This window comes from Streptomyces sp. NPDC005070 (assembly GCF_053600395.1).
Genome location: NZ_JBSFZS010000063.1, coordinates 23,243 through 46,654, shown reverse-complemented (window position 1 = coordinate 46,654; position 23,412 = coordinate 23,243). Strand labels below are relative to the sequence as shown.

At 70.2% G+C, this 23,412-nt stretch carries 18 protein-coding genes and 1 tRNA gene; 8 read left to right on the top strand and 11 right to left on the bottom strand.

What is annotated here, in order from left to right; translation table 11 throughout:
• Positions 1–51: 51 nt before the first annotated feature.
• From ACWEBX_RS21950 to frc, 4 genes are all read right to left on the bottom strand, one after another.
• Complete coding sequence (locus tag ACWEBX_RS21950) at positions 52–1,458, bottom strand: OFA family MFS transporter (protein ID WP_451886516.1); 1,407 nt, start codon at positions 1,456–1,458, stop codon at positions 52–54.
• Positions 1,455–2,846 carry an OFA family MFS transporter gene (locus ACWEBX_RS21945; protein WP_451886515.1) on the bottom strand — a complete coding sequence of 464 codons (1,392 nt, stop codon included), beginning with the start codon at positions 2,844–2,846 and terminating at the stop codon, positions 1,455–1,457. Before ACWEBX_RS21945 ends, ACWEBX_RS21950 begins: the two co-directional genes overlap by 4 nt.
• Positions 2,847–2,969: 123 nt before the next feature.
• The gene (locus ACWEBX_RS21940; RefSeq protein ID WP_451886514.1) at positions 2,970–5,117 is read right to left on the bottom strand and encodes an acetate--CoA ligase family protein; all 2,148 of its coding nucleotides are present in this window, start codon (positions 5,115–5,117) and stop codon (positions 2,970–2,972) included.
• Position 5,118: 1 nt separating this feature from the next.
• Positions 5,119–6,351, bottom strand: coding sequence for a formyl-CoA transferase (gene frc / locus ACWEBX_RS21935; RefSeq protein WP_451886513.1), 1,233 nt, complete (start codon positions 6,349–6,351; stop codon positions 5,119–5,121).
• A 167-nt stretch (positions 6,352–6,518) separates the two neighbouring features.
• Here frc and sucC point away from each other — a divergent pair, with 167 nt between their 5' ends.
• From sucC to ACWEBX_RS21920, 3 genes are all read left to right on the top strand, one after another.
• Positions 6,519–7,649 (top strand): ADP-forming succinate--CoA ligase subunit beta, encoded by a 1,131-nt coding sequence (sucC, locus tag ACWEBX_RS21930; protein ID WP_451886512.1) that lies wholly within the window; start codon positions 6,519–6,521, stop codon positions 7,647–7,649.
• Between the two features lie 11 nt (positions 7,650–7,660).
• A complete protein-coding gene (gene sucD / locus ACWEBX_RS21925; protein WP_451886511.1) occupies positions 7,661–8,599 on the top strand; it encodes a succinate--CoA ligase subunit alpha in 939 nt (312 codons plus the stop codon).
• Positions 8,600–8,747: 148 nt separating this feature from the next.
• Positions 8,748–10,343: an aldehyde dehydrogenase family protein gene (locus tag ACWEBX_RS21920; protein WP_451886510.1), complete on the top strand. Its 1,596-nt coding sequence runs from the start codon at positions 8,748–8,750 to the stop codon at positions 10,341–10,343.
• A 176-nt stretch (positions 10,344–10,519) separates the two neighbouring features.
• Here ACWEBX_RS21920 and ACWEBX_RS21915 read toward each other — a convergent pair whose 3' ends face one another.
• Positions 10,520–11,851: a DUF2254 domain-containing protein gene (locus ACWEBX_RS21915; RefSeq protein WP_451886509.1), complete on the bottom strand. Its 1,332-nt coding sequence runs from the start codon at positions 11,849–11,851 to the stop codon at positions 10,520–10,522.
• 140 nt (positions 11,852–11,991) lie between these two features.
• Here ACWEBX_RS21915 and ACWEBX_RS21910 point away from each other — a divergent pair.
• Positions 11,992–12,076 (top strand) — tRNA-Leu (locus ACWEBX_RS21910).
• 184 nt (positions 12,077–12,260) lie between these two features.
• On the opposite strand, the gene ACWEBX_RS21905 is transcribed toward ACWEBX_RS21910, so the two are convergent.
• Both ACWEBX_RS21905 and ACWEBX_RS21900 read right to left on the bottom strand, forming a co-directional pair.
• A complete protein-coding gene (locus ACWEBX_RS21905) occupies positions 12,261–13,484 on the bottom strand; it encodes an Ig-like domain-containing protein (RefSeq protein WP_451886508.1) in 1,224 nt (407 codons plus the stop codon).
• Positions 13,485–13,747: 263 nt separating this feature from the next.
• Positions 13,748–14,362: a 2'-5' RNA ligase family protein gene (locus tag ACWEBX_RS21900; protein ID WP_451886507.1), complete on the bottom strand. Its 615-nt coding sequence runs from the start codon at positions 14,360–14,362 to the stop codon at positions 13,748–13,750.
• Positions 14,363–14,542: 180 nt separating this feature from the next.
• Between ACWEBX_RS21900 and ACWEBX_RS21895 the strand changes: the two genes are divergently transcribed.
• Together ACWEBX_RS21895 and ACWEBX_RS21890 are read left to right on the top strand one after the other, a co-directional pair.
• Positions 14,543–15,337 (top strand): SGNH/GDSL hydrolase family protein, encoded by a 795-nt coding sequence (locus ACWEBX_RS21895; RefSeq protein WP_451886506.1) that lies wholly within the window; start codon positions 14,543–14,545, stop codon positions 15,335–15,337.
• 278 nt (positions 15,338–15,615) lie between these two features.
• Positions 15,616–18,261 (top strand): SpoIIE family protein phosphatase, encoded by a 2,646-nt coding sequence (locus ACWEBX_RS21890; RefSeq protein WP_451886505.1) that lies wholly within the window; start codon positions 15,616–15,618, stop codon positions 18,259–18,261.
• 6 nt (positions 18,262–18,267) lie between these two features.
• On the opposite strand, the gene ACWEBX_RS21885 is transcribed toward ACWEBX_RS21890, so the two are convergent.
• The 3 genes from ACWEBX_RS21885 to ACWEBX_RS21875 form a co-directional block, all read right to left on the bottom strand.
• On the bottom strand, positions 18,268–19,146 hold the full coding sequence (locus ACWEBX_RS21885; protein ID WP_451886504.1) for an ABC transporter substrate-binding protein: 879 nt from the start codon (positions 19,144–19,146) through the stop codon (positions 18,268–18,270).
• Between the two features lie 670 nt (positions 19,147–19,816).
• Positions 19,817–20,467 (bottom strand): DUF305 domain-containing protein, encoded by a 651-nt coding sequence (locus ACWEBX_RS21880; protein ID WP_451886503.1) that lies wholly within the window; start codon positions 20,465–20,467, stop codon positions 19,817–19,819.
• Between the two features lie 92 nt (positions 20,468–20,559).
• Complete coding sequence (locus ACWEBX_RS21875; RefSeq protein ID WP_451886502.1) at positions 20,560–21,030, bottom strand: DUF6153 family protein; 471 nt, start codon at positions 21,028–21,030, stop codon at positions 20,560–20,562.
• A gap of 170 nt (positions 21,031–21,200) precedes the next feature.
• Between ACWEBX_RS21875 and ACWEBX_RS21870 the strand changes: the two genes are divergently transcribed.
• Positions 21,201–21,755 carry a beta-class carbonic anhydrase gene (locus ACWEBX_RS21870; protein ID WP_451886501.1) on the top strand — a complete coding sequence of 185 codons (555 nt, stop codon included), beginning with the start codon at positions 21,201–21,203 and terminating at the stop codon, positions 21,753–21,755.
• Positions 21,756–21,901: 146 nt separating this feature from the next.
• Positions 21,902–22,729: an acyl-CoA dehydrogenase family protein gene (locus tag ACWEBX_RS21865; protein WP_451886500.1), complete on the top strand. Its 828-nt coding sequence runs from the start codon at positions 21,902–21,904 to the stop codon at positions 22,727–22,729.
• Here the strand turns inward: ACWEBX_RS21865 and ACWEBX_RS21860 are convergent.
• Entirely contained in the window at positions 22,690–23,379 is a 690-nt protein-coding gene (locus ACWEBX_RS21860) for a GntR family transcriptional regulator (protein ID WP_451886499.1), read from the bottom strand. The two genes, ACWEBX_RS21865 and ACWEBX_RS21860, sit on opposite strands and share 40 nt — an antisense overlap.
• Positions 23,380–23,412: the final 33 nt, after the last annotated feature.

Here is a 23,412-nt window from a genome sequence, read left to right as displayed (position 1 = left end):
CCTCCTCGCCATGCCGCGAGGAGGGCCGCTTCCACCCGGGTCCGCCGTCGCTCAGCCCACCGGCTGCGGCTGCGGCACCGAGGTGTCCGCGCCGCTGCGCCCCGGCTGCCGCAGCAGCAGGGCGACCGCGGCCGCCACCATGGAGATGCCGCCGGCCAGCGCGTACGCGCCGTTGTAGCCCCAGGCGGCGACCACCATCGAGCCGAGCCCGCCGCCGAACAGACCGCTGATCAGCTTTCCGCTGTACACCAGGCCGTAGTTGGTGGCGTTGTAGTTCTCGCCGAAGTAGTCCGGGGTCAGGGCCGCGAACATCGGATAGAAGGCCCCGCCACCGAATCCGGAGAGGAAGGCGAAGAACAGGAACAGCGCCTCGCTGTGGAGGTCACCGGCCCAGATCACGCCGAACTGCGCGAGTCCGAGGACCACGATCACGAAGACCAGGGTCCGCTTGCGCCCCCAGGTGTCGGAGAGCCAGCCCACCACACCCCGGCCCACGCCGTTGACGACCGCCATCACCCCCATCGACGAGGCCGCCACCAGCGGACCGAAGCCCACCTCCTTGGCGAAGTCGACCTGGAAGGAGATCCCGAAGATCGACACACCGGCGGTCATCACCAGCGCGATCCACATCAGCGGGAGCATGCCGGTCCTGATGGCCTCCTTGGGGGTGTACTGCTTCACGGCGGGAGGGTTCTTCGAGAGGCTCGCGGTCCCCTTCCCGGGACCGCCAAGGGTCAGCGGGTCGACGTCCGCGGGCCACCAGTTCTTCGGCGGGTCCTTGAAGAAGAACGCGGCTGTCAGCACCACGATCATCACGTAGGCGCCGATGAGGTCCAGCACGCGGTGGTAATTGGCCGTGTCGAAGGCGTAGTTGAAGATGAAGATGAACGGCAGGGAGCCGTAGGCGAATCCTCCGTTGACGAATCCCGTCCGTGCGCCACGACGCTCCGGGTACCACTTCCCGACCATGTTGATACAGGTCGCGTACACCAGACCTGACCCGAGACCCCCGATGACACCGAAGCCCAGGATCGCCAGCAGGACATTGTCCAGATGCGACAGGGCGAGGAACCCGGCCGCGCACATGACCGAGCCCGCGTACATGGCCTGACGAGCCGTCAGGATGCCTCTCTCCCGCAGCCAGCCGGCCGGGAAGGCGATGCCGGCCTGGAAGAACACCCAGATGCTCAGGATCCAGAAGGTGTTGCTCTGCGTCCAGCCGTGGGCGTGGGACAGGGTGTCCTCGGCCGAGCCGTACGCGTACTCGAAGACGCTGATGGCCATCATGGCGACCCAGGGGAGGTAGACCATGAAGGCGCGCGAGTGGCCGAGGATGTCCCGGTCGGTCTCGCCGACTCGGTAGACCCGGCCCCGGGCGTCCGTGAGTTCCCGGTACGCGCGCCCCTGGGCGCCGGGCTCGTCCGGCGATTCCTTCGCCGCCATGGGTTCCGCCGTCATGACGCCATCTCCTCGCCGAGCGGGTGCGGATTGGGGACGATGCCGCGGGCCGTGGGCCGGTCCGGTGCCTTGAGGAACAGGGCCAGCACGGCGGACGCCAGACCGATGGACCCGGCGAGCACGAAGGCACCGTGGTAGTCCCACGCGCCGACGACGACCGCGCCCACGCCGGAGCCCACGAGGCCCGAGATCAGCTTCGAGCTGTAGACCATCCCGTAGTTGGAGGCGTTGTTGTTCTCGCCGAAGTAGTCCGCCGTCATGGCCGCGAACAGCGGGAAGATCGCGCCGCCGCCGAAGCCGGAGACCATGGAGCAGAACAGGAAGAACGGCATGCTGCCCATCTGGCCCGAGACCAGCACACCGAACTGGGCCGAACCCAGCACCAGACACACGATGATCAGCGTGTGGCGCCGTCCGGCGCGGTCGGAGATCCAGCCGATGACCCCGCGTCCGGTGCCGTTGACGATGGCCTTCAGCGACATCGCCGTGGCGACGACCCCGCCCGCGAAGCCCATGTCCTTGCCGAACGGGACCTGGAACGCGATGCCGAAGATGTTGATCCCGGCCGTGCACAGCAGACAGAACCACATCATCCACAGAACAGGGGTACGCGCGGCCTCCCTCGGGGTGTACTGCTTCACGGCCGGCGGGTTCTTCTCCAGCGCCCGCCGGATCTTCGGGTCGTCCGGCACCTTCAACGGGTCCACGTCCGGCGGCCACCAGCCCTTCGGCGGGTCCTTGAAGAACCAGCCGGCCGCCGCGACCAGGGCACAGCAGACCAGGCCGACGCCCACCAGGACGCCCCGGTAGTTGCCCAGGTCCATGTACGAGGTGAACAGGAAGACGAAGGGCACGGACCCGTAGGCGAAACCGCCGTTGACGAAGCCCGTCTTGCCGCCCTTGCGCTCCGGATACCACTTGCCGACCATGTTCACGCAGGTCGCGTAGACGAGACCCGCTCCGATGCCGCTGCACATGCCGAAGCCCAGATAGGCGACCGCCACATGCGGCGCGAAGGCCAGGGACACATAGCCGAGGAGGGTGCCGAGCGCGCCCAGCAGCATCGCCGTACGGGCGGGGAGTCTGCCGCTCTCCCGCAGTCGCCCGGCCGGGAAGGCCACGGCCGCCTGGAAGAACACCCAGACGCCCATCAGCCAGAAGATGTGTCCGCTGCTCCAGAGATGGGCCTCGTGAAGGGTGTCCTCCGCCGAGGTGAACGCGTACTCGGCGGAGCTGATGCCCAGCATGCCCGCCCAGGGCAGGACGACCATCCACGCGCGTTTTCGGCCCATGATGTCGATGTCGGTCTCGCCGACGCGGTACACGCGTCCGTTCCGGTCCGTCACCTCTCGGGGTGGAACCGATGTCGAGTAGCCGGTGGTTGTCATGTCGATCGAGATCCCCTTGCGTCGAAAGATCTGGTCAGCGCCCCCTGCCACATGCCTTTCGTGCGCTCACGGGTCCCGGGGGCGGCCGACGCGCACCGTCGGCCGGCCCCCCGCGTCCTCATGTCATGAACGACCCCCCAACAGGCCGGCCGCGCGCGCCCAGCGGTACTTCGCGCCGAGGACGGCCACCGGCATCTCGGTGGTGTACGGGTAGGCCACGACCCCCCGCTCGTACAGGTACCGGCAGGCCTCCTCGACCTCGACGTCCCCCGCGAGCGACGCCACCACGGGCTTCTCGATGCCGCGTTCGCGGAATTCGGCCACCACGCGCGCGGTGAGTTCGGCGAACACCAGGGGAGGGGTGACGACGGTGTGCCAGTAGCCGAGGACGAGCGCGTGGACGCGCGGGTCCTCAAGACCGAGCCGGATCGTCGCCTCGTACGTCGACGGCGGCTCGCCGCCCGTGATGTCCACCGGGTTGCCCGCGGCCCCGAAGGGCGGGATGAACTCCCGGAAGGAGGCGTCGAGGTCCGGCGGGATCTCCATCAGGGACAGCCCGTTGTCGGTGACCGCGTCGGACAACAGCACGCCGCTGCCGCCCGCGCCGGTGATGATCACGACGTTGTCGCCCCGGGGAGCGGGCAGCACCGGCAGGGCGCGCGCGTACTCCAGCATGTCGTTCAGGCCGGGAGCCCTGATGACCCCGGCCTGCCTGAGGATGTCGTCGTACACGGCGTCGTCGCCCGCGAGGGCTCCGGTGTGCGAGCCCGCGGCCCGCGCGCCGGCGGCGGTCCGCCCCGCCTTCAGGACGACGACAGGCTTCTTCGGGACGGTGGCCCGGGCCGCCTCCACGAAGGCGCGGCCGTCCTTGAGGTCCTCCAGGTGCATCGCCACGCACCGGGTGTGCGGGTCCTCGCCGAACCAGGTGAGCAGGTCGTCCTCGTCCAGATCCGCCTTGTTGCCGAGCCCGACGATCGCCGAGACACCGGTGTTCGTGGTGCGGGCGAACCCCAGCACGGCCATGCCGATTCCACCGGACTGCGAGGAGAGCGCGACACCGCCCTTCACGTCGTAGGGCGTGCAGAACGTGGCGCACACGTCCTGCCAGGTCGAGTAGTAGCCGTAGATGTTCGGACCGAGCAGCCGGATGCCGTACCGCTCGCCGATGGCCGTGATCTCGTCCTGGAGCGCCTGTTCGCCGGTCTCCGCGAACCCGGAGGGGATCAGGACCGCGTTGGGGATGTTCTTGCGTCCGGCCTCCTCCAGGACGCGTGGCACCGCCCGGGCGGGGACGGCGAAGACCGCGACGTCCACCTCGCCGGGGATGTCCGTGACACTCGCGTAGGCCTTGCGGCCCTGGATGTCGTCGGCCTTGGGATTCACCGGGTGGATCTCGCCCGCGAAGCCTCCGTCGACGAGGTTGCGCAGCACGGCGTGGCCGATCTTGCCCGGGACGTCGGAGGCGCCGATCACGGCGATCGACCTCGGCCGCATCAGCCGGTCCATGGAGGCGAGGATCTCTTCACGGGTGTACCGGCGCCGCTCGGCCGGGGCGCCCGCGCCGAGGATCACGCGGATGTCCGCCGCGATCGCGCCGTGCGGGGTCGCGATCACCGGGTTGAGGTCCACCTCGGCGATCTCGGGGAAGTCCGTGACGAGTTCGGAGACCCGGCGGATCTGCTCGGCGAGGGCCGCCCGGTCCACCGCGGGACCGCCCCGCACCCCGCGCAGGATCTGCGCCGCGCGGATCGAGTCGAGCATCGACAGCGCTTCGTCGGCGTCCACGGGAGCGAGCCTGAAGGTGACGTCCTTGAGCACCTCGACGAGCACACCACCGAGTCCGAAGGCGACGACCTTGCCGAAGGTCGGGTCGGTCACCGCGCCGACGATGACCTCCTGTCCCGGCGGGATCAGCTCCTGCACCTGGACACCGTCGATACGGGCGCGGGCGTCGTAAGCACGGGCGTTGTCGACGATCGTCCGGAAGGCGGCCCGTACGTCCGTTTCCCCCTTGACACCGACCAGCACCCCGCCCGCGTCGGTCTTGTGCAGGATGTCCGGGGAGACGATCTTCATCACCACGGGGCCGCCGAACCGTTCCGCGTGGGTCACCGCCTCGTCCTCATCGGTGGCCAACTCCTCGCCGGGCACGGCGATCCCGTAGGCGTCGGCGATCCGCTTGCCCTCGGGCGCCGTCAGCGCGGTGCGGCCCTCGCGCCGTACGCCGTCGAGGAGTGCCCGCACCCGCGCCACCCGGTCCTGAGCGGTCACCTCAGATCACCCCGCCCGTCTTGAGAAGCCGCAATTCCTCGTCGCCGAGGCCGAGTTCGCCGATGTAGATCTCCTCGTTGTGCTCACCGAGCAGCGGGGAGGCGGTGATGTCGACGGGGGAGTCGGAGAGTTTGAGCGGGCTGCCGACGGTGACGTACGAGCCGCGCTCGGGGTGCGCGACCTCGACGACCATGTCGTTGGCGGCGAGCGAGGCGTCCTCGATGATCTCCTTGGTGGACAGGATCGGTCCGCACGGGATGCTCTCGGCGTTGAGTTTCTCCAGCACCTGCCATTTGGGCAATGTCGTGGTCCATTCCTCGATGAGCTGGAACATCTTGGCGAGTCTGGGCAGCCGGGCCCGTGGTGTGGCCCAGCCGGGGTCGTCGGCCAGTTCGGGGCGGCCGATCAGCCGGGTGATCGGTTTCCAGCCGGTGGGCTGGACGATCACGTAGACGTAGTCGTTGGGGCCGCCGGGCGCGCACTTGACGGCCCAGCCGGGCTGGCCGCCCCCGGAGGCGTTCCCCGAGCGGGGGACCTCGTCGCCGAAGTCGTCGTTGGGGTACTCGGCGAGCGGCCCGTGGGCCAGGCGCTGCTGGTCGCGCAGTTTGACCCGGCAGAGGTTGAGGACGGCGTGCTGCATGGCCACGTTGACGCGCTGTCCGCGTCCGGTGCGGGTGCGCTGGAGCAGTGCGGCGAGGACGGCGGCGACGGCGTGGACGCCGGTGCCCGAGTCACCGATCTGGGCGCCGGTGGCCATCGGCGGGCCGTCCTCGAACCCGGTGGTGGCCATGGAGCCGCCCATGGCCTGCGCGACCACCTCGTACGCCTTGAAGTCGGTGTAAGGCCCGTCCCCGAAGCCCTTGATGGAGGCGTACACGATCCGCGGGTTGATCCCGCGGATACGGTCCCAGGTGAAGCCCAGGCGGTCGATCGCGCCGGGGCCGAAGTTCTCCACCAGGACGTCGGAGCGGCGGATCAGCTCGGTCAGAAGCTGTTTGCCGCGCTCGGTCTTGGTGTTGAGGGTGATGCTGCGCTTGTTGCTGTTGAGCATGGTGAAGTAGAGCGAGTCGGCGTCCGGGATGTCCCGCAGTTGGGTGCGGGTGATGTCACCGCTCGGCGCCTCGAGTTTGACCACGTCGGCGCCGAGCCATGCCATCAACTGGGTCGCCGAGGGGCCGGACTGAACGTGCGTCATGTCCAGGACCCGGATGCCTTCGAGAGCCTTGGTCGTCACAGGTCACCTCACTTTGTTCGTTGCCGTGAGCCGCCCCGGTCGCAGCGGCGGGTGGGCCAGGTTCGTATATTGCATACAGTCGACGAATACTGTATGAAGATGGTTATCCCGCATCCGATGGGTGATGTCCAGGGGTCGCGCACCACTTTCAGGACAGGAGCCGAATCGTGGACCTGTACGAACATCAGGCGCGTCAACTCTTCGCAGAGCACGGGATTTTGGTGCCTCCCGCCGAGGTCACCGACTCGCCCGGCGGGGCGCGCGACATCGCCCGCCGGCTCGGCGGCCGGGCCGTCGTCAAGGCCCAGGTCAGGACCGGCGGGCGCGGCAAGGCGGGCGGAGTGCGGCTCGCCGGGGACCCGGAAGCCGCCGAACGCACGGCGCGCGAGATCCTCACCATGACCATCAAGGGTCACCCGGTCCGCACGGTCATGCTGGCCCGACCCGTCGACATCGAGGCCGAGTTCTACGTCTCCTACGTCCTCGACCGCGCCGCCGGACGCTTCCTGGCGATCGCCTCCGCCGAGGGCGGCACCGAGATCGAGGAGGTGGCGGCGACCAGGCCGGAGGCGGTGACGCGCGTCCCCGTGGACCCCGCGGAGGGCGTCACCCCGGAGAAGGCCGCCGAGATCGTCCGGGCGGCCGGGCTTCCGCCGCGCACCGCCGACGTCCTCGTCCGGCTCTGGCAGGTTCTCGTCCGCGAGGACGCCCTCCTCGTCGAGGTGAACCCCCTCGTCCGCACCGCCCAGGGGCACTTCATGGCCCTGGACGGCAAGGTCACGCTCGACGGCAACGCCCGCTACCGTCAGGCGCGTTGGGACGGACAGGAGGCCTCGCACGACGACCCGCTGGAGGCCGCCGCCGCCGCCAAGGGCCTCAACTACGTGAAGCTGGACGGCGAGGTCGGTGTCATCGGCAACGGCGCGGGCCTCGTCATGTCGACGCTCGACGTGGTCGCCGGAAGCGGCGCCCGCCCCGCCAACTTCCTCGACATCGGCGGCGGGGCCTCCGCGCGGGTCATGTCCGACGCACTGTCCGTCGTCCTGTCCGACCCCGGCGTCCGGTCCGTCCTCGTCAACGTCTTCGGCGGCATCACCGCCTGCGACGCCGTCGCCGACGGCATCGTGCGGGCCCTGGACGCCGTACGGCCGACCAAACCGATCGTGGTCCGGCTCGACGGCAACAACGCGGCCCGGGGCCGTGCCGTCCTCGGCGACCGGGCACACCCCCTGGTGCACCAGGCCGCCACCATGGACGCCGCCGCCCGCCTGGCCGCACGACTGGCCCACAAGAGCTGAAGGAGCGGCACATGGCCGTCTTTCTCACCCAGGAGTCCAAAGTCCTCGTCCAGGGCATGACCGGCGCCGAAGGCATGCGGCACACCTGGCGCATGCTCGCCGCCGGCACCGACGTCGTCGGCGGCGTCAATCCGCGCAAGGCCGGTCTGACCGTGGAGTTCGACCTCCCCGGCCCCGCGGGCAGGGGAGGAGGCCCGAGGGCCGTCCCCGTCTTCGGGTCGGTGCGCGAGGGGATCGAGGCGACGGGAGCCGACGTGAGCGTCGTGTTCGTGCCGCCCGCCTTCGCCCGCGCGGCCGTGCTGGAGGCGGCCGACGCCGGAATCGCGCTCGCCGTCGTCATCACCGAGGGCATCCCCGTCCACGACTCCGTCGCCTTCTGCGCGCACGCCGCCGCCCGCGGGACCCGCGTCATCGGCCCCAACTGCCCCGGCCTCATCTCCCCCGGACAGGCGAACGCGGGCATCGTCCCCGCCGACATCACCGGCCCGGGGAGCATCGGTCTGGTCTCCAAGTCCGGCACCCTCACCTACCAACTCATGCACGAACTCAGGGACATCGGCTTCTCGACCTGTGTGGGCATCGGCGGGGACCCCGTCGTCGGCACCTCGCACATCGACTGTCTGGCGGCCTTCGAGGAGGACCCCGGCACCGAGCTGATCGTTCTCATCGGGGAGATCGGCGGCGACGCCGAGGAACGGGCGGCCGCGTACATACGCGATCACGTCACCAAGCCCGTCGTCGGCTACATCGCCGGATTCACCGCCCCCGAGGGCCGGACCATGGGGCACGCCGGCGCCATCGTCTCCGGCTCCTCGGGCACCGCCGAGGCCAAGAGGAAGGCCCTGGAGGCGGTCGGCGTCCAGGTCGGCGGAACCCCGACCGAGACGGCCCGGCTGGTCCTCGCGCGGCTGGCGGAGCGAGCGACCCCGAGTGATGTCACCCATAGTTGACCCGAGGTGACTGCAGGAAGCCGCCCGCGTTCACCACCTTCCTCTTCCCTTACGTACGCCACGACTGTTCGCGAGGGCCCGTCCGACCTGCCGTCCGGCAGGGACCGGGCCCCCCGCCCCCGACTGTGCACCGAGAGCGGAGACACGCGTGACAACCCCCGGCCACACCCCGTCCACCCCGCCGCCCCGTCGCGGCCCCGACGCCCCCGCCCCCCTCGTCCTCAAGTCCGGCACGTCCTGGCCCGACGCCTGGCGGCGGTCCCTCGCCGCCGCCCCCGAGGCGTTCCGCGACGACCGGGTGCTCAACCTCTGGAACTCCGGCTGGCAGACCGACGGCCGGGCCCTGCCCGCCACCAGCCCCGTCGACGGCGGGCCCGTCGCGGGACCCCCACGCCTCGACGGCGCCACCGCCCGGGCGGCCGTCCGCGCCTCGCTCGACCAGCACCGCGCCTGGCGGCACGTGCCCCTCGCCGAACGCCGGGCCCGCGTGGCGGCGACCCTCGACGCCCTCACCGAACTGCGTGAACTGCTCGCGCTCCTGCTCGTCTGGGAGATCGGCAAGCCCTGGCGGCTCGCCCAGGCCGACGTGGACCGCGCGATCGACGGCGTGCGCTGGTACGTCGACGGCATCGAACCCATGGTGGAGGGCCGGACCCCGCTCGACGGCCCCGTCTCCAACATCGCGAGCTGGAACTACCCGATGAGCGTTCTCGTCCACGCGATGCTGGTGCAGGCACTGGCGGGCAACGCGGTCATCGCCAAGACCCCGACCGACGGCGGGGTCGCGTGTCTCACCCTGGCCTGCGCCCTTGCCGTACGCGAAGGCATCCCCCTCACGCTGGTCAGCGGCAGCGGGAGCGAGCTGTCGGAGGCACTCGTGCGCGCGCCAGAGATCGGCTGCGTCTCCTTCGTGGGCGGCCGGGACACCGGCGCCGCGGTGGCCACCGCCGTCGCCGACCTCGGCAAGCGCCATGTCCTCGAACAGGAGGGGCTCAACACCTGGGGCGTCTGGAACCACAGCGACTGGGACGCGCTGACGGCGGTCGTTCCCAAGCTCTTCGACTACGGCAAGCAGCGCTGCACCGCCTACCCGCGCTTCGTCGTCCAGCGCGCGCTGTTCGACGACTTCCTCGCCGCGTACCTGCCGGCCGTCCGCACCCTGCGCACCGGTCACCCGCTGGCCGTCGAGCGGCCCGGCGACCCGTATCCGTCGCTGGACTTCGGCCCGGTCATCAACGCGGCCAAGGCCAAGGAGCTGAACGACCAGGTCGCCGAGGCCATCGACCGGGGCGCGGTCCCGCTGTACCGCGGCAAGCCGTCCGACGCCCGCTTCCTGCCCGGCCAGGACACGGCGGCGTACGTCCAGCCCGTGACGCTCCTCAACCCGCCCCCCTCCTCACCGCTGCACCACGCGGAACCCTTCGGCCCGGTCGACACGATCGTCCTGGTCGACACCGAGGCCGAACTGCTCGCCGCGATGAACGCCTCGAACGGGGCGCTGGTCGCCACCCTGTCCACGGACGACGAGGCGACGTACGCCCGGCTGGCCCCCCAGATCCGCGCGTTCAAGGTCGGCCATGGCAGGCCCCGCTCCCGCGGCGACCGCGACGAGCTCTTCGGCGGCTTCGGCGCGTCGTGGCGCGGCGCGTTCGTGGGCGGGGAGCTCCTGGTGCGAGCGGTGACCCAGGGCCCGGCGGGGGAGCGGTTGCCGGGGAACTTCCCGGAGTACCACTTGATGCCGTGAGCCGGCCCGGCCGCTGACGCGGTGCCCCGCCCGCCGGACCGACTGCCCGAGCCCGCACCGTGCTGCTCTGGCATGCCATGCAGACAGATGCACTCCCGTGCAGGTTCATGCAGGGCAGTGCCCTGCTGCCGTGCCGTGCCGTGCGGTGTTGTGCCGTGCTGTGCCGTTCCGGTCGGCTAGCCGATGCCCTGCCGGTCCGGGCGCAGCGCGAAGGCGCGGTCCGAGGGCTCGGGTACCGAGCGCTCGACGGCCTCGACGAGCAGGGCGCGGTGGCGGAGCAGGGGCTCACGGCGGCCCTCGGGAGCGATCGCGGCGAGATCGTCCAGGCCGGCGACGAGACGCCGGGTGACCTGCGGAGTGCCCACCGCGCAGCCCCGGATCTCCGCGAACCCGAGATCGACCAGCTCCGTCCAGCCCGGCACGGGCTGCACCAGCCGTACGTTCCCGCGCCGGTCCCGGTGGAGAGCGGTGTCGAGGGGCCGGCAGGCGACGGCGGCCAGGAACTGCACGATGCGGTCGATCGCCTGCACGGCCGTGGTCGGATCGTTCACCGCGGCCGACAGCGCCCGCAGCCCGATGTCGGCGAGCTGACGCAGTCCGAACGCGAAGTCCTGGTGGAAGGTGCGGTCCACCCCGACGGACACGGTGGAGCTCAGCGACCGCCCGGCTGGGGCGCGGCCTCCGTGCACGGCGAACAGCGGAGTGCCGGGAACGACGAAGTCCCCGATCCGCGGGAGCAGCCGCAGTACGACATCCTCCTGCTTGGCCGCCCGCACCAGCCGGGCGATGTTCACGTCCCGCAGAACGCCGGCCCGCCCGTGGTGGGCGACCCGGGCGGTCTCGGGCCCGAGCGTGTCCTCCTCGCCGGTCGAGCGGGCCACGGGCAGGTGCGCGACGACCTTGAACGCCTCGCGGGTGATGCGGTCGATGACATGGCTGATGCGCATGAGCCGCAGGGTCTGGTTCACGTACAGCACGAAGAGCAGCAGGCTCAGGCCCAGCATGGTGAGCGTCAGCACCGACTGGACCAGGGGGATCGAGGTCACGTACCTCGCTTCGGCCTGCCCCTCGTACGAGGTCAGCACGAGGAGCGAGAGCAGGAAGGTGGCGAGGAACACCGCGAAGGTGGCCTTGGTGATCCGGCTCCGTACGAAGATCCGCACCACGCGCGGGCTGAACTGCCCGCTCGCCATCTGCACGGCGACCAGCGAGATGCTGAAGACCACACCGATGAAGGTCATCATCGCCGAGCTGACCACGGTCACCACGGCCTTCGCGTCGTCGGCCAGACGCAGCAGATCGTCGAGGGTGTCGTAGTCGTGCGCGTCGTGCAGTGCGCCGACGATCGCGGTGTCGATCTCGGTGGCCACCGCCCACACCACGAAGACCAGCACCATGGCCGCGGTGGGCGCGAACCAGAACGTGTCCCGCAGGTGCTCCCGCCACGGCGACAGCGCTCTCGGCCGCCGCCCTTCCCGCAGACCGCCGGTAGTCATCCAGTCACCCATGGTGAGACTGTAGGCGCACCCCCGCCCCGCTCCACGGACCCGCTCCGGGGGCGGATATGCAGGTGAAAGGCACTCCGAAAGCTTGGTATTGTTATCCATGTCGCCGCGGGGAACATCCCCGGCCAGGCGGCAGACACCTTGTCCGGGTGGCGGAATGGCAGACGCGCTAGCTTGAGGTGCTAGTGCCCTTTATCGGGCGTGGGGGTTCAAGTCCCCCCTCGGACACACTGTGTAGCGATACACGAATGAGGACCCCGACCTGACGGTCGTGGTCCTCGTTGCGTTTTCCTGGCTCAAGGACTCCCCCGGGGCGAGTCCGAGCCTCCCTGGCGCCGCGGGCGGCGGCCGATGGTGTGCCGGCCGCCGCCGGCGGAAGGGGTGCGGGTTCGCGTGCGCGAACGACGTGGCGTCAGTTCGACGCGCTGCCCGAGACCCACTCGCTCCACGGCATGTTCCAGTCGCTGAGACCGTTGTCCGGGGCCACCGTGGCCTTGTCCGCGGAGTTCTTGACGACCACGACGTCACCGGTCAGCGAGTTGTCGAAGAACCACGCGGCGGGCTGCTTGCCGTCGCCGGCGTTCCTGACGTCCTTCAGGCCCACGCAGCCGTGGCTGGTGTTGACCTTGCCGAAGACCGAGTCGCCGCCCCAGTAGTTGCCGTGGATGAACGTGCCCGAGGCGGTCAGGCGCATGGCGTGCGGTACGGCCTTGATGTCGTACGAGGGCTTGCCGTCCTTCTCCGTGAGGCCGACGGTCGCACCGTTCATGTGGATCTTCCGGTACTTTTCGGAGATGACCATCCGGCCGTTGTACGTCGGGTGCTCGGCGCTGCCGGACGAGATCGGGATGGTCTTGATCGTCTTGCCGTCCCGCACGACGGTCATCTGCTTCGTCCTGGCGTCGACGGTGCTGATCTGGCTCCGGCCGATCTTGAACGTGACCGTCTTCTCGACGCCGTCGAGGCTCATCTTGACGGTGACGGTGGAGCCGGGCTTCCAGTAGTGCTCGGGGCGGAAGTCCAGGCGGCTGTTGTTGAGCCAGTGGCCGACGACCTGCTCGCCGCTGCTGGAGCTGACCTGGATCTTCGACTCGATGCCGGCCTTGTCGCCGATCGCCTTGTCGAAGTTGAAGGTCACGGGCATGCCCACACCGACGGTCGAGCCGTTCTCGGGGGAGAGGTGCCCGAGGAAGTCGTTGGCCGGGGAGACGGTGGAGATCGTGGCGTTCTCGGTGGCGGAGCGGCCCTTCGCGTCCACGGCCTCCGCGGCGACCTGATATCGGGTGGCCTGCTTCAGCGGGCCGTTCGCCTTCCAGGACGTGCCGTCCGCGGACAGGGTGCCCCGAACCTCGGTGCCGGTCGCGACGGCGGTCATGGTCACCTTGGTGAGTCTGCCGTCGCTGACGGTGACATTCACGGGGTCGTTGACCCCGAGGCTGTGGACTCCCTGCCCGGGTGTGATCCCTATTCGGGCGTCGGAAACGTCTTGAGCGTCCGTCTGAGGTGCCTGTGTCCGCGTCTCCGAGTGCGTCCCGGTGTCGTTGGTGGCCGCGTAGCTGGTACCGCCCAGCGCCGTGAGTGCGAGTGCTCCGGCCGTAGCCATCAGCCCGGTGCGTCGCTTGCTTACGGTGATCAAACGCTTCTCCCATGCCGCTGGTCGTTGAATCCCCCGGCTGATTACCAGAGGGGCAATCAGCTTCAAAGAAGCATTTTTGCGCATTAGTCCGATTTATTGGGTGGATTGTGGCGCGTCTCACCGCGTTGCGCGTGCGTCGCCGAGGCTCCGCTCGGCGGCGGGGTGGCGCGTGATCGATCCGCTCTCGCCGATCGGTTCAGGCTGTACGGCGACACGGAGGCGGAGGATCCGGTGTGACCGGCGCCCGGCCCGCCGCCGTGACCTCACCTGTCGGAGATCGCGGAGAGCCAGGCCGTGTCCTCCGGCCCGGGCGCGTCGAGGCCGGGGGAGGGCAGCCGGCGGATCTCACCCGTGCTCAGGGCGATCGTGGCCCGTGGCTGCATCGGCCCGTGGCCCCTGCGCGAGAGCAGGACGAGTTCCCAGACCGTCGCCGTCATGGCGTCGAGTCGGGTGGCGCAGTCGGCGCCGACTTGCCGCGGATCCCGGGTGCGGCCCAGGGACAGATGCGGGGTGAAGTTCTTGGCGGGTCCATGGCCGAGCGGGAACCGCTGCCGCAGCAGGTGGTGCAGGTCCTCCCAGGGTGCCTTGCCGGCCGCCGCCGGATCGAGCCACACGGTGGAGTACGCCCTGTGCCGGAAGGTCCGCACCCCGTCCAGCCGGGCGGTGAAGACCGGTGCCCCGGCCGTCGCCGCGGCCAGCAGTGGGGCGGCCCGCTCGAAGTCGGACTCGGGTACGAAGGGGAAGATCACGTTGACGTGCGGCGGCCAGCGGTGGATCTGGGGATCGTAGTCCCGGCGGATGTCCTGGATCGACGGCCACAGCTCCGCGGGCGGAATCCAGGCCACCGCCGAGCGTCGCATCTCGTCGCCGGTTCGCATCACGCGTCCTCTCCCGCCGTCACACCTCCTCCTCCAGGGTGCCGTGCGTCCGCTCCTCGACGTGTTTCCGTGGCGTCAAACGTGATGTTGAATACGGAAACAATTTTGACATGAACACTTCCGTAAAGTGGTTGTCCGTTGTACCAAATGAGGGCCAGCTTTCCCGCTCAGGGAGGTCCTGTGAGACGCGTCAACTTGCGATCCACCCTTGTCGCCTTCGGTCTCGCGATGATGTTCGGCCTGGTGCTGACCGGTCCGGCGCATGCCGCCGGACCGGCCTATGTCGCGCTGGGTGACTCGTACTCGGCCGGCAACGGCGCAGGGAACTACGACAGTTCGAGCGGAGGCTGCCACCGCAGCCTCAGTGCCTACCCCTACCTGTGGAAAAACGCCCACGCACCGTCCTCGTTCGCCGACACGTCCTGCTCGGGTGCGGTCACCACGGATGTGACCAACAGCCAGCTCGCCCCGCTGAACTCCTCCACCGGCCTCGTCTCTCTCACCATCGGCGGCAACGACGCCGGCTTCTCGGACGTCATGACCACCTGCGTGACCGGCTCGGACACCGACTGCGTCAATCGCGTGAACACGGCCGAGAACTACGCCCGGAACACGCTCCCCGCCCGCCTGGACGCCACGTACGACGCCATCCGCGCCAAGGCGCCCAACGCCAAGGTGGTCGTTCTCGGCTACCCGCACATGTATACGCTCAATGTCTTCTGCGTCGGCCTCTCCGCCACCAAGCACAGCAAGATCGACGAGGCGTCGGACGTCATCGACAGCGTCATCGCCGGCCGTGCCGCCGCCCATGGCTTCGTCTTCGGAGACGTCCGCACCACGTTCGGCGGCCATGAGCTGTGCTCCAGCGACGGCTGGCTGCACTCCCTGGTGGTCTCGCCTAGCTGGGAGTCGTACCACCCCACCGCCACCGGCCACGCCAGTGGCTACTACCCCGTCCTCAACGCCAACAGCTGACCTTCCCCGGGGGCGGGCCGCCCCGGCCCGCCCCCGGACATTCGTCGTCGAACGGCGGGCCGGACCCCGGTCGGCCCGCTCGGCGAATGAACCGGGAATCCGGGATCGGCCTGTCCTGAGCCGCGCCCGCCGGGGCAGTCACTGATACTGATGAAATGGGCAAACTTGGGCGACATGTCCCAGCGAGCCGACGGGGCGACCGTGTGCCGCCGAAGGCCGGGCCGCCGGAGTCCGGCCCGGAGGCCCATCGCCGACCGGTTGGCGGGCGTGTGCGGTCGATGCTGACTCCGCGCAGCGTCGCCGGTCAGGTCTTCCTGCTGCAACTGGCGGTCGTCCTGCTGCTCATCGCCACGGCCGTGGTGGTGCTCGTGTTCCAGGACCGCAACCGCGCGATCCGGGAGGCCGGCGACCGGTCACTGGCGGTGGCCGAGACGTTCGCGAACGCCCCGGGCACCGCGGCGGCGATGAAGAGCAAGGACCCCACGGCGGCACTCCAGCCCCATGCCGAGGTGGTGCGCAAGAAGACCGGCGTCGACTACGTCGTGGCGCTGAGCCCGTACGGCTTCCGGTGGACCCACCCGGACCCGGACCAGATCGGCAAGCACGTCTCCACCTCCTACGGCGAGGCGCTCGGAGGCCAGCCCCACCAGACCACGTTCGACAGCAGTCTGGGGAAGGCCGTCGACTCGACGGTGGCCGTCTTCGACGAGAAGGGGACCGTCGTCGGCCTCATCACCGTGGGAGTCACGGTGGACAAGGTGGCCAATGTGGTGCAGCACCAACTGCCGGTGATCTTCACCGCCGGCGGTGTGGCGCTGCTGCTCGCCGCGGGTGGTTCCGCACTGGTCAGCGGGCGTCTGCGGCGCCAGACCGCGGGCCTGGGGCCGGTGGAGATGACCCGTATGTACGAGCACCACGACGCGGTGCTGCACGCGGTCCGTGAAGGCGTGATCATTCTGGACGGTGACGGAACACTGCAACTGGCCAACGACGAGGCGCGCCGGCTGCTCGCGCTGGCGCCGGAGGCCGAGGGAAGGCCGGTCACCGCACTCGGCCTGAGCCCGGCCCTGGCCGCGCTGCTGGGATCCGGCCAGGCCGTCACCGACCAGGTCTTCCTGGCCGGGGACACCCTGCTCGCGGTCAACGTGCGGCCGGTGGGCCCGAAGGGGGGCAGCGTGGCCACCCTGCGCGACACCACGGAGCTGCGCGCCCTCGCCGGCCGGGCGGACGTGGCGGGCGGGCGCCTGCGACTGCTCTACGAGGCCAGCACGCGGATCGGCACCACCCTCGACGTGAAGCGCACCGCCGAGGAACTGGCCGAGGTGGCCGTCCCGCGCTTCGCCGACTTCGCCACCGTCGAGCTGGTGGACCCCGTGCTGCACGGTGGTGAACCGACCGGGGCGAACATGGAGATGCACCGCGTCGCGGCGGCGGGCATCCGGGACGACGCGCCGCTTTCCCCCGTCGGGACGCGCGTGCACCACGTGCCGGGCAACCCCGTGGCCATCGGTATCGTCACCGGCCGGCCGGTCCTCGTGGAGCACCTCGCCACGGCCGACGGATGGCGGGCCCAGGACCCGGAGCGGACGGGGAAGATCATCACCTACGGCATCCACTCCATGATCTCGGTGCCGCTCCAGGCGCGGGGACAACTGCTGGGTGTCGTGGAGTTCTGGCGTTCGGAGCAGGACCCGTTCGAGCCGGACGATCTGTCCCCCGCCGAGGAACTCGCCGCCCGGGCGGCCGTGTGCATCGACAACGCCCGCCGCTACACCCGCGAGCACATCACGGCCGTCACCCTCCAGCGCAGCCTGCTGCCCGGCGTGCTCCCCGAGCTGTCCGCGCTGGACGTCGGTCACCGGTACCTGCCGGCCCAGGCGGGGGTGGGCGGCGACTGGTACGACGTCATCCCGCTGCCGGGAGCCCGGGTGGCCCTGGTGGTCGGCGACGTCGTCGGACACGGTCTGCACGCGGCCGCGACGATGGGGCGCCTGAGGACGGCGGTGCACAACTTCGCCGCCCTGGACCTGCCTCCCGACGAGATTCTCGGGCACCTGGACGATCTGATCGCCCGCATCGACGAGGACGCGGCAGCGGAGGCCATCACCGGTGCCACCTGTCTGTACGCGGTCTACGATCCGGTCTCCGGGCGGTGTGTCGTCGCCCGGGCCGGCCATCCCGGTCCGGCGCTGGTCTCGCCCGACGGCTCCGTGACCTTCCCCGACATCCCCGTCGCCCCGCCCCTGGGCGTGGGGGCGGGCCTGCCGGTCGAGACGGCCGAGCTCCGGCTGGCCGCCGACAGCCGGCTGGTCCTCTACACCGACGGCCTGGTCGAGGCCCGCGGCCGTGACATCGACACCGGGCTCGGCATGCTGAAGGACGCGCTCGCCCACACGGAGGGCGCCAGCCCCGAGGACACCTGCCAGGCGGTGCTCGACGCGATGCTGCGCACCAGGTCGAGTGACGATGTCGCCCTGCTTGTCGCACGCACCCGGCTGCTCGACCCGGACCAGATCGCGGAGTGGGAGGTGCCGGAAGACCCCGCGGCCGTCTCGCGGATCCGCGCCGAGGCCACCCGCCGACTGGAGGCCTGGGGGCTCGGCGAGGCCGCCTTCACGACCGAGCTGATCCTCAGCGAACTGGTGACGAACGCCATCCGGTACGGCGGGAGCCCCATCAGCCTGCGGCTGCTGCGCGATCGCGACAGTCTGATCTGCGAGGTCGCCGACGGCACCAGTACCTCCCCGCACCTGCGCCGTGCGGCCTTCACCGACGAAGGGGGCCGTGGTCTGTTCCTCGTCGCGCAGATGTCCCGCCGCTGGGGGACCCGGTACACCGACCGAGGCAAGATCATCTGGGCTGAGCAGGCACTCGACGGGGGAGCCGCCGGGGACCTGGGAAGTCTCCTGCTGGCGGACCTGTGAAGCGGTTCAGGAGCCTTCCTTCACCGTGAAGTACGGGATCTTGTCGGGGTCCTGGCCGAAAGCGGCCCCGAGATAGACGACCGACAGTTTGGCGAGCGTCCCGTCGTCGATGAGCTGCTTGATCACATGGTCGAGCTCGTTCTTGTTCGGTGACCCCTTCGGGTACAGGGCGCCATAACCCTGGTCGGTCCGGTACTGCCCCACGATGCGCACCCTGCCCTCCCGCTTCTGGGGGTACGCCAGCAGGATCGTCGTGTCGTGGACGATCGCGTCGATCCGGCCCTCCTCCAGCGCCGTGACCATCTCCGGGTCGTTGGCGTAGGCGGTGACGGGCTTGGTCGGCTTGAGGCGGTTCTTGACGAACGCCTCGCCCGTGGTGCCCTCGGCCACACCGATATGCACGTCACGGAGGTTGTTCTCGTCGATCTTCTCGCCGTCCCTGATCAGCACTCCCAGGGTCGAGTCGAGGTAGGGCGGGGAGAACGCGGCGACCTTGCTCCGTTCCGGGGTGATCGTGATCTGCGCCAGGGCCAGGTCGAAGTTCGTGGTGCGGCCGGACACGACCTCGGGGAAGGGGGCGTTCTCCACCTTCAGCCGGTCGAGCCCTGACCGGTAGGCGATGTTGGCGGCCATGCAGTACTCGTAGCCGCTCTTGACGGAGGCCGGCGTGTCGCCGTTCCACCAGCCGGGGGCGGGCAGGGTCGTCTTGACCGTGAGGGCGCCCGCCGTCTTGGGGGAGAGGTGGAACTCTCCGTAGTGTCCCGAGACCTCGCAGTCCCCGTACGTGGCCTTCGACGACTTTGACTCGCCCTCGTCGCAAGCCGATGTCGCGACGATGAGCGCCACGCTGACAGCCAGAGAGCCGATCGCTGCCGCGGCGCGCATCATTGCACCTCCGGTCGGGGCATCCTCCTTGAGTCACCATAAATCACCCCGAACCCGTCGTCGCGCGTTCTGGAGCCGCCGTCCGTACGGTGTGACGCCGCGCGCCCTGTCGATCGACAGGGTCGTGGCCGTGATCAGCACGGCCACGGCCGGGGCACCACGGCGGCCGCGGCCGGCTCGATGGCGAGGCACGCGGCACGCGCCCGTTTGCGCTAGCCGGGTGACGTCACCGTCGATGACCGCCGTGCGTCCCGGGGGGCAGGGCCGTTTCGCCGCCGAAGAAAGGCGGCGCGCGCATGGCTTCGTACGGTCGTCGCGCCCCGTGCCCGGTACGGCCATCGTGCGCCATGCCCGGTAGGTCGTGGGGTGCGCTGAGTTCCGGGGTGGCACGGGCTCCCGGGTGTGTGCCGGGAGCCCGTGCCGTCAGCCGGTGTAGCTGAGGCCTGTCGTTCGGATCAGTGGCACCGAGGCGCGGTGCGGCGCGGTGTCGGCTTCACGCCGAGGTGCGGTGCCGTGTCGGCTGGGCCGAGTGGGGCGGGATGGGTGTCCCGCCCCCGCGTCCCGCCGCATGATCCGAACGGCAGGTCCTGGGGCGTGTCCGCAACGTGCCGTCGTCCGTCAGGAGGGCGTGCCAGGCGTCGCCGGGCCGGCGAGACCTTGCGGACACGCCCTACAGCCGGTCGAGGATGCCGCGGAGCCGCGTGACCTCGGCGGACTGGCCCGTGACGATGGCGCCGGCCATCTTCACCGTGTCGGTGTTCTCGCCGCTCTCGCGCTCGTCCTTGGCCATGGAGATCGCGCCGTTGTGATGGCCGATCATCATCTGGGCGAACATCTTGTCGAACGCCGAGCCCTTCATCGTCTTGAGCTCCGCCATGTCCTTGTCGGACATCATGCCGTCGCCCATGGCCATGCCGGGCATGTCGTCCATGGCGGCCGGCTCGCCCCAGGACCGCAGCCATCCCGTCATCGTCCTGATCTCGGGGTCCTGGGCCTTCTCGATCGTCGTGGCGATGGACCTGATCTCCGGGTCGGCGGCACGGTTGCCCGCCAATTCGGCCATCTGCACGGCCTGTTGGTGGTGCGGAATCATCAACTGCGCGAATTTGACATCCGCTTCGTTGTGGCCACCGGCCGCGCCGGTCGCGGTCGCCGTCGCCGCAGGAGTCGCCGGGCCGTGCCCGCTTCCGTGGTTCGTGTCGGCCGTGTCGTGGCCGTCGTTGCCGCAGGCGGAGAGCAGCAGGGCGCCGGCGACGAAGACGCCGGCGGCGGTGAAGCGGCGGGCGGACCCGCGGCGCAGGGCACGCGTGAAGGCAGTCATGGTCGAAATCACCTCGTGTGTGGTTCTTGGCTGTTCGGGCGGACGCGAGATCGCGGAATCACGCTGCTGCGTGTCCGCGAAGGCGCGTCGGCCTACAGCCGCAGGACCGACAACCGGGTGAGATCGGGGCCACGTGGCGGAGGACGGGGGCGCGGTACGACGTGTGACCGTGCCAGAAGTGCGGCCAACTGGTCGGCATGGCGGGGGAACAACGAACGTACGAGCGCGAAGAGGGCGCCCGCGCCCAGAAGTACGGCCACGCAGAGGGACGACATGTCCATCGCCATGGGCGGTTCGTGCGGGGACGCGACGTGCCCGGGGCTTTTCGTCTTCCCGGTCATGCCGGCGGGCGTGGCCGCCCCCGGACCGTGCGTCGGGCCCTCTGCCGTGGAGTCCACAGAGCTGTGGGACGCGGTGCCGTGGGACGCGGTGCTCACTCCGGTGGAACCGGATTCCTGAGGGTGTCCCAGGCTGTGCATCAGGAACACGCCGAGCGCGAGCACGACGACGAGCAGCAGGTGCCCGAAGGCGCCCGCCGTCCGTACGCGCCCGCTCACCCGCACGATGCACTCTCCCGTCCGTCCGGCCGACGATCTCTGCCCACAGACGGTACAGGCAAGTACAGACACGGCGGCGAACCGGCTGTGAGGGTGAGAACGCGGGCTATCGCATATCGCATACATAACCGGGGTAGAGGTCTTCCCGTCATCGACCGGAGTGAGGTAGCCCCGCAATGTCGACTTCAGCATCCCGTCGTCCCGCCCCGTCCGCCGGCCGCCTTCCGGGTGACGGGACGGTCATCGACCGGCTCGTGGCGGCCAACCGCGCCTATGCCGCGGGGTTCGTGGACCCGGGCAGGGACGCGCGGCCGGTTCAGCGTGTCGCCGTCGTGGCCTGCATGGACGCCCGCATCGATCTGCATGCCGCGCTCGGTCTCCAACTGGGCGACTGCCACACCGTGCGCAACGCGGGCGGTGTCGTCACCGACGACACCATCCGGTCCCTGACGATCAGTCAGCGTGCGCTGGGGACGCGCAGCGTCATACTCATCCACCACACCGGCTGTGGTCTGCAGAGCATCACCGAGGAGTTCCGGCACGAGCTGGAGATGGAGGTCGGGCAGCGGCCGGCCTGGGCGGTCGAGGCGTTCCGTGATGTCGACCAGGACGTACGGCAGTCGCTGCAGCGGGTGCGGACGTCACCGTTCCTTCCGCACACCGACGATGTCCGCGGCTTCGTCTTCGACGTCACGACCGGGCTGCTGAGGGAGATCGACCCGCGGGAGTGAGGGGGCGGATCGGGTCCAGATCTCTTGGTGCGGGGGCGCCGGGATTCGCTGTCCTGCTTCTCTGGTGCACTGCGGCTGCGAGCTGCATACTGTATGCAATCTATGCAATTTCCGTGGGAAGCTGTTCGCGAGGAGGGGGCCACCCCGTGTCCTACCGCACTTCTCTCTCGGCCGTCCTGGCCGCAGTCGTCGCGCCCGCCGCCGAACTGACGGCCGGAGAAGGCCGGTTCCCCCGTGAGGCGGTGTCGGCTTTGGGTCGCGCCGGACTCCTCGGCCTCACCGTCCCTCGGGAGTCGGGCGGCGCCGGCCTCGGGCTGCCCGAGGCCGCCGACGTGGTCGCACGGACCGCCCGGGTCTGCCCGGCGACCGCCGTCGTGCTCGCGTCCCACTTCGCCGCGGTCGCCGCCATCGAGTCCTGCGGCGGTTCCTGGGTGAGGGAGGAGGTCGCCGCCGGACGGCACCTCGTCAGTCTGGCGCTGGACGAGGATCCGTACGAGGCGACATACGAGGCGGCATACGAGAGTTCGTACGGGAAGTCCCGCTCGGGCGCCGCTCGTTTCGCCGACGTGGTCGCCCTGCGGGGGCGCAAGCGGCAGGTGGTCGCGGCGGGCGAGGCCGACAGCTACCTCTGGTCCTCGCGGCCGCTCGCCGGGCGGGACGGTCCGACGCTGTGGGTCGTCCCGGCGCAGGCCTCGGACCTGTTCGTCCCCGCCAGGCCCGGCGGGGGAGGACCCAGGGGCAGTGCCACCTCCACCCTCCATGCGGATCCGGTGCTCGTGCCCGCCGATGTGATGCTCGGACGGGACGGTGGAGGACTCGACATCCTGCTGTGCGCCGTGCGGCCGTGGCTGCTGGAGCTGACGGCGGCGGCAGGCGCGTTTCCCGGATCGCTACCCGAGCCGAACGCTCCGCTCCCGCGCGAGCACCTCTCCGGTCAGTCCTGGTTCGTCCCGGCGGCGAGCTGTTTGCGGTAGAAGCCGGTGGTGCGCTCGGTGTGCTTGCGCATGACCTCGCCGGCGCGGTCGGAGTCGCCCTTGGCGATGGCCCTGATGAGCTGGGCGTGTTCGTTCCAGGCTTCCTTGCCGCGGGGCCGCGCGATCGGCGTGTAGTACCAGCGCACCTTCTGGCTGACACCCGCGATCAGTTCGGCCAGTACGGCATTGTCGGCGAGCGAGGTGATGAAGGTGTGCAATGCGGTGTTGGCCGCGACCAGCCGCTCGATGTCGCTCGCGGCGAGGGCGTCGACGCCCTCCTGGTGCAACTCCCAGAGCTTGTCGACGTCCCCGGGCTTCGCGTGCTGGGCGGCGAGTTGGGCCGAGTAGGTCTCCAGCACCGCCCGGACGCCGAGGAGTTGGGCGGCCTCCTCCTCGGTGGGGGAGTGGACGAAGGCACCCTGCGCGGGGCGCAGATCGACCCATCCGTCGGTCTGGAGCCGCTGCAGGGCCTCCCGTACGGGCTGTCGGCTGACCCCGAGATGCTCGGCGAGCTCGGCCTCGACGAGGTGCTGGCCGGGCTTGAGGGAGCCGTTGACGATCAGCTCGGTCAGGGCGTCGTACACCGCCTGCCGAAGCGGCGCCGGGCGGGTGACGCGCCGGGTCGCGGCGGCCGTGAGTGCCTCACGCATGGGAACCCCGTTCCGCCACCGGGCCCGCGGGGC

Bases quoted from the DNA above. Each gene is read 5' to 3' on its own strand.
- ACWEBX_RS21900 (WP_451886507.1), bottom strand. From the start codon at position 14,362: ATGCGAACCGGCGACGAGATGCGACGCTCGGCGGTGGCCTGGATTCCG.
- ACWEBX_RS21885 (WP_451886504.1), bottom strand. From the start codon at position 19,146: ATGCGCGCCGCGGCAGCGATCGGCTCTCTGGCTGTCAGCGTGGCGCTC.
- sucD (WP_451886511.1), top strand. From the start codon at position 7,661: ATGGCCGTCTTTCTCACCCAGGAGTCCAAAGTCCTCGTCCAGGGCATG.
- ACWEBX_RS21950 (WP_451886516.1), bottom strand. From the start codon at position 1,458: ATGACGGCGGAACCCATGGCGGCGAAGGAATCGCCGGACGAGCCCGGC.
- ACWEBX_RS21890 (WP_451886505.1), top strand. From the start codon at position 15,616: ATGCTGACTCCGCGCAGCGTCGCCGGTCAGGTCTTCCTGCTGCAACTG.
- ACWEBX_RS21915 (WP_451886509.1), bottom strand. From the start codon at position 11,851: ATGGGTGACTGGATGACTACCGGCGGTCTGCGGGAAGGGCGGCGGCCG.
- ACWEBX_RS21870 (WP_451886501.1), top strand. From the start codon at position 21,201: ATGTCGACTTCAGCATCCCGTCGTCCCGCCCCGTCCGCCGGCCGCCTT.
- ACWEBX_RS21945 (WP_451886515.1), bottom strand. From the start codon at position 2,846: ATGACAACCACCGGCTACTCGACATCGGTTCCACCCCGAGAGGTGACG.
- ACWEBX_RS21860 (WP_451886499.1), bottom strand. From the start codon at position 23,379: ATGCGTGAGGCACTCACGGCCGCCGCGACCCGGCGCGTCACCCGCCCG.
- ACWEBX_RS21880 (WP_451886503.1), bottom strand. From the start codon at position 20,467: ATGACTGCCTTCACGCGTGCCCTGCGCCGCGGGTCCGCCCGCCGCTTC.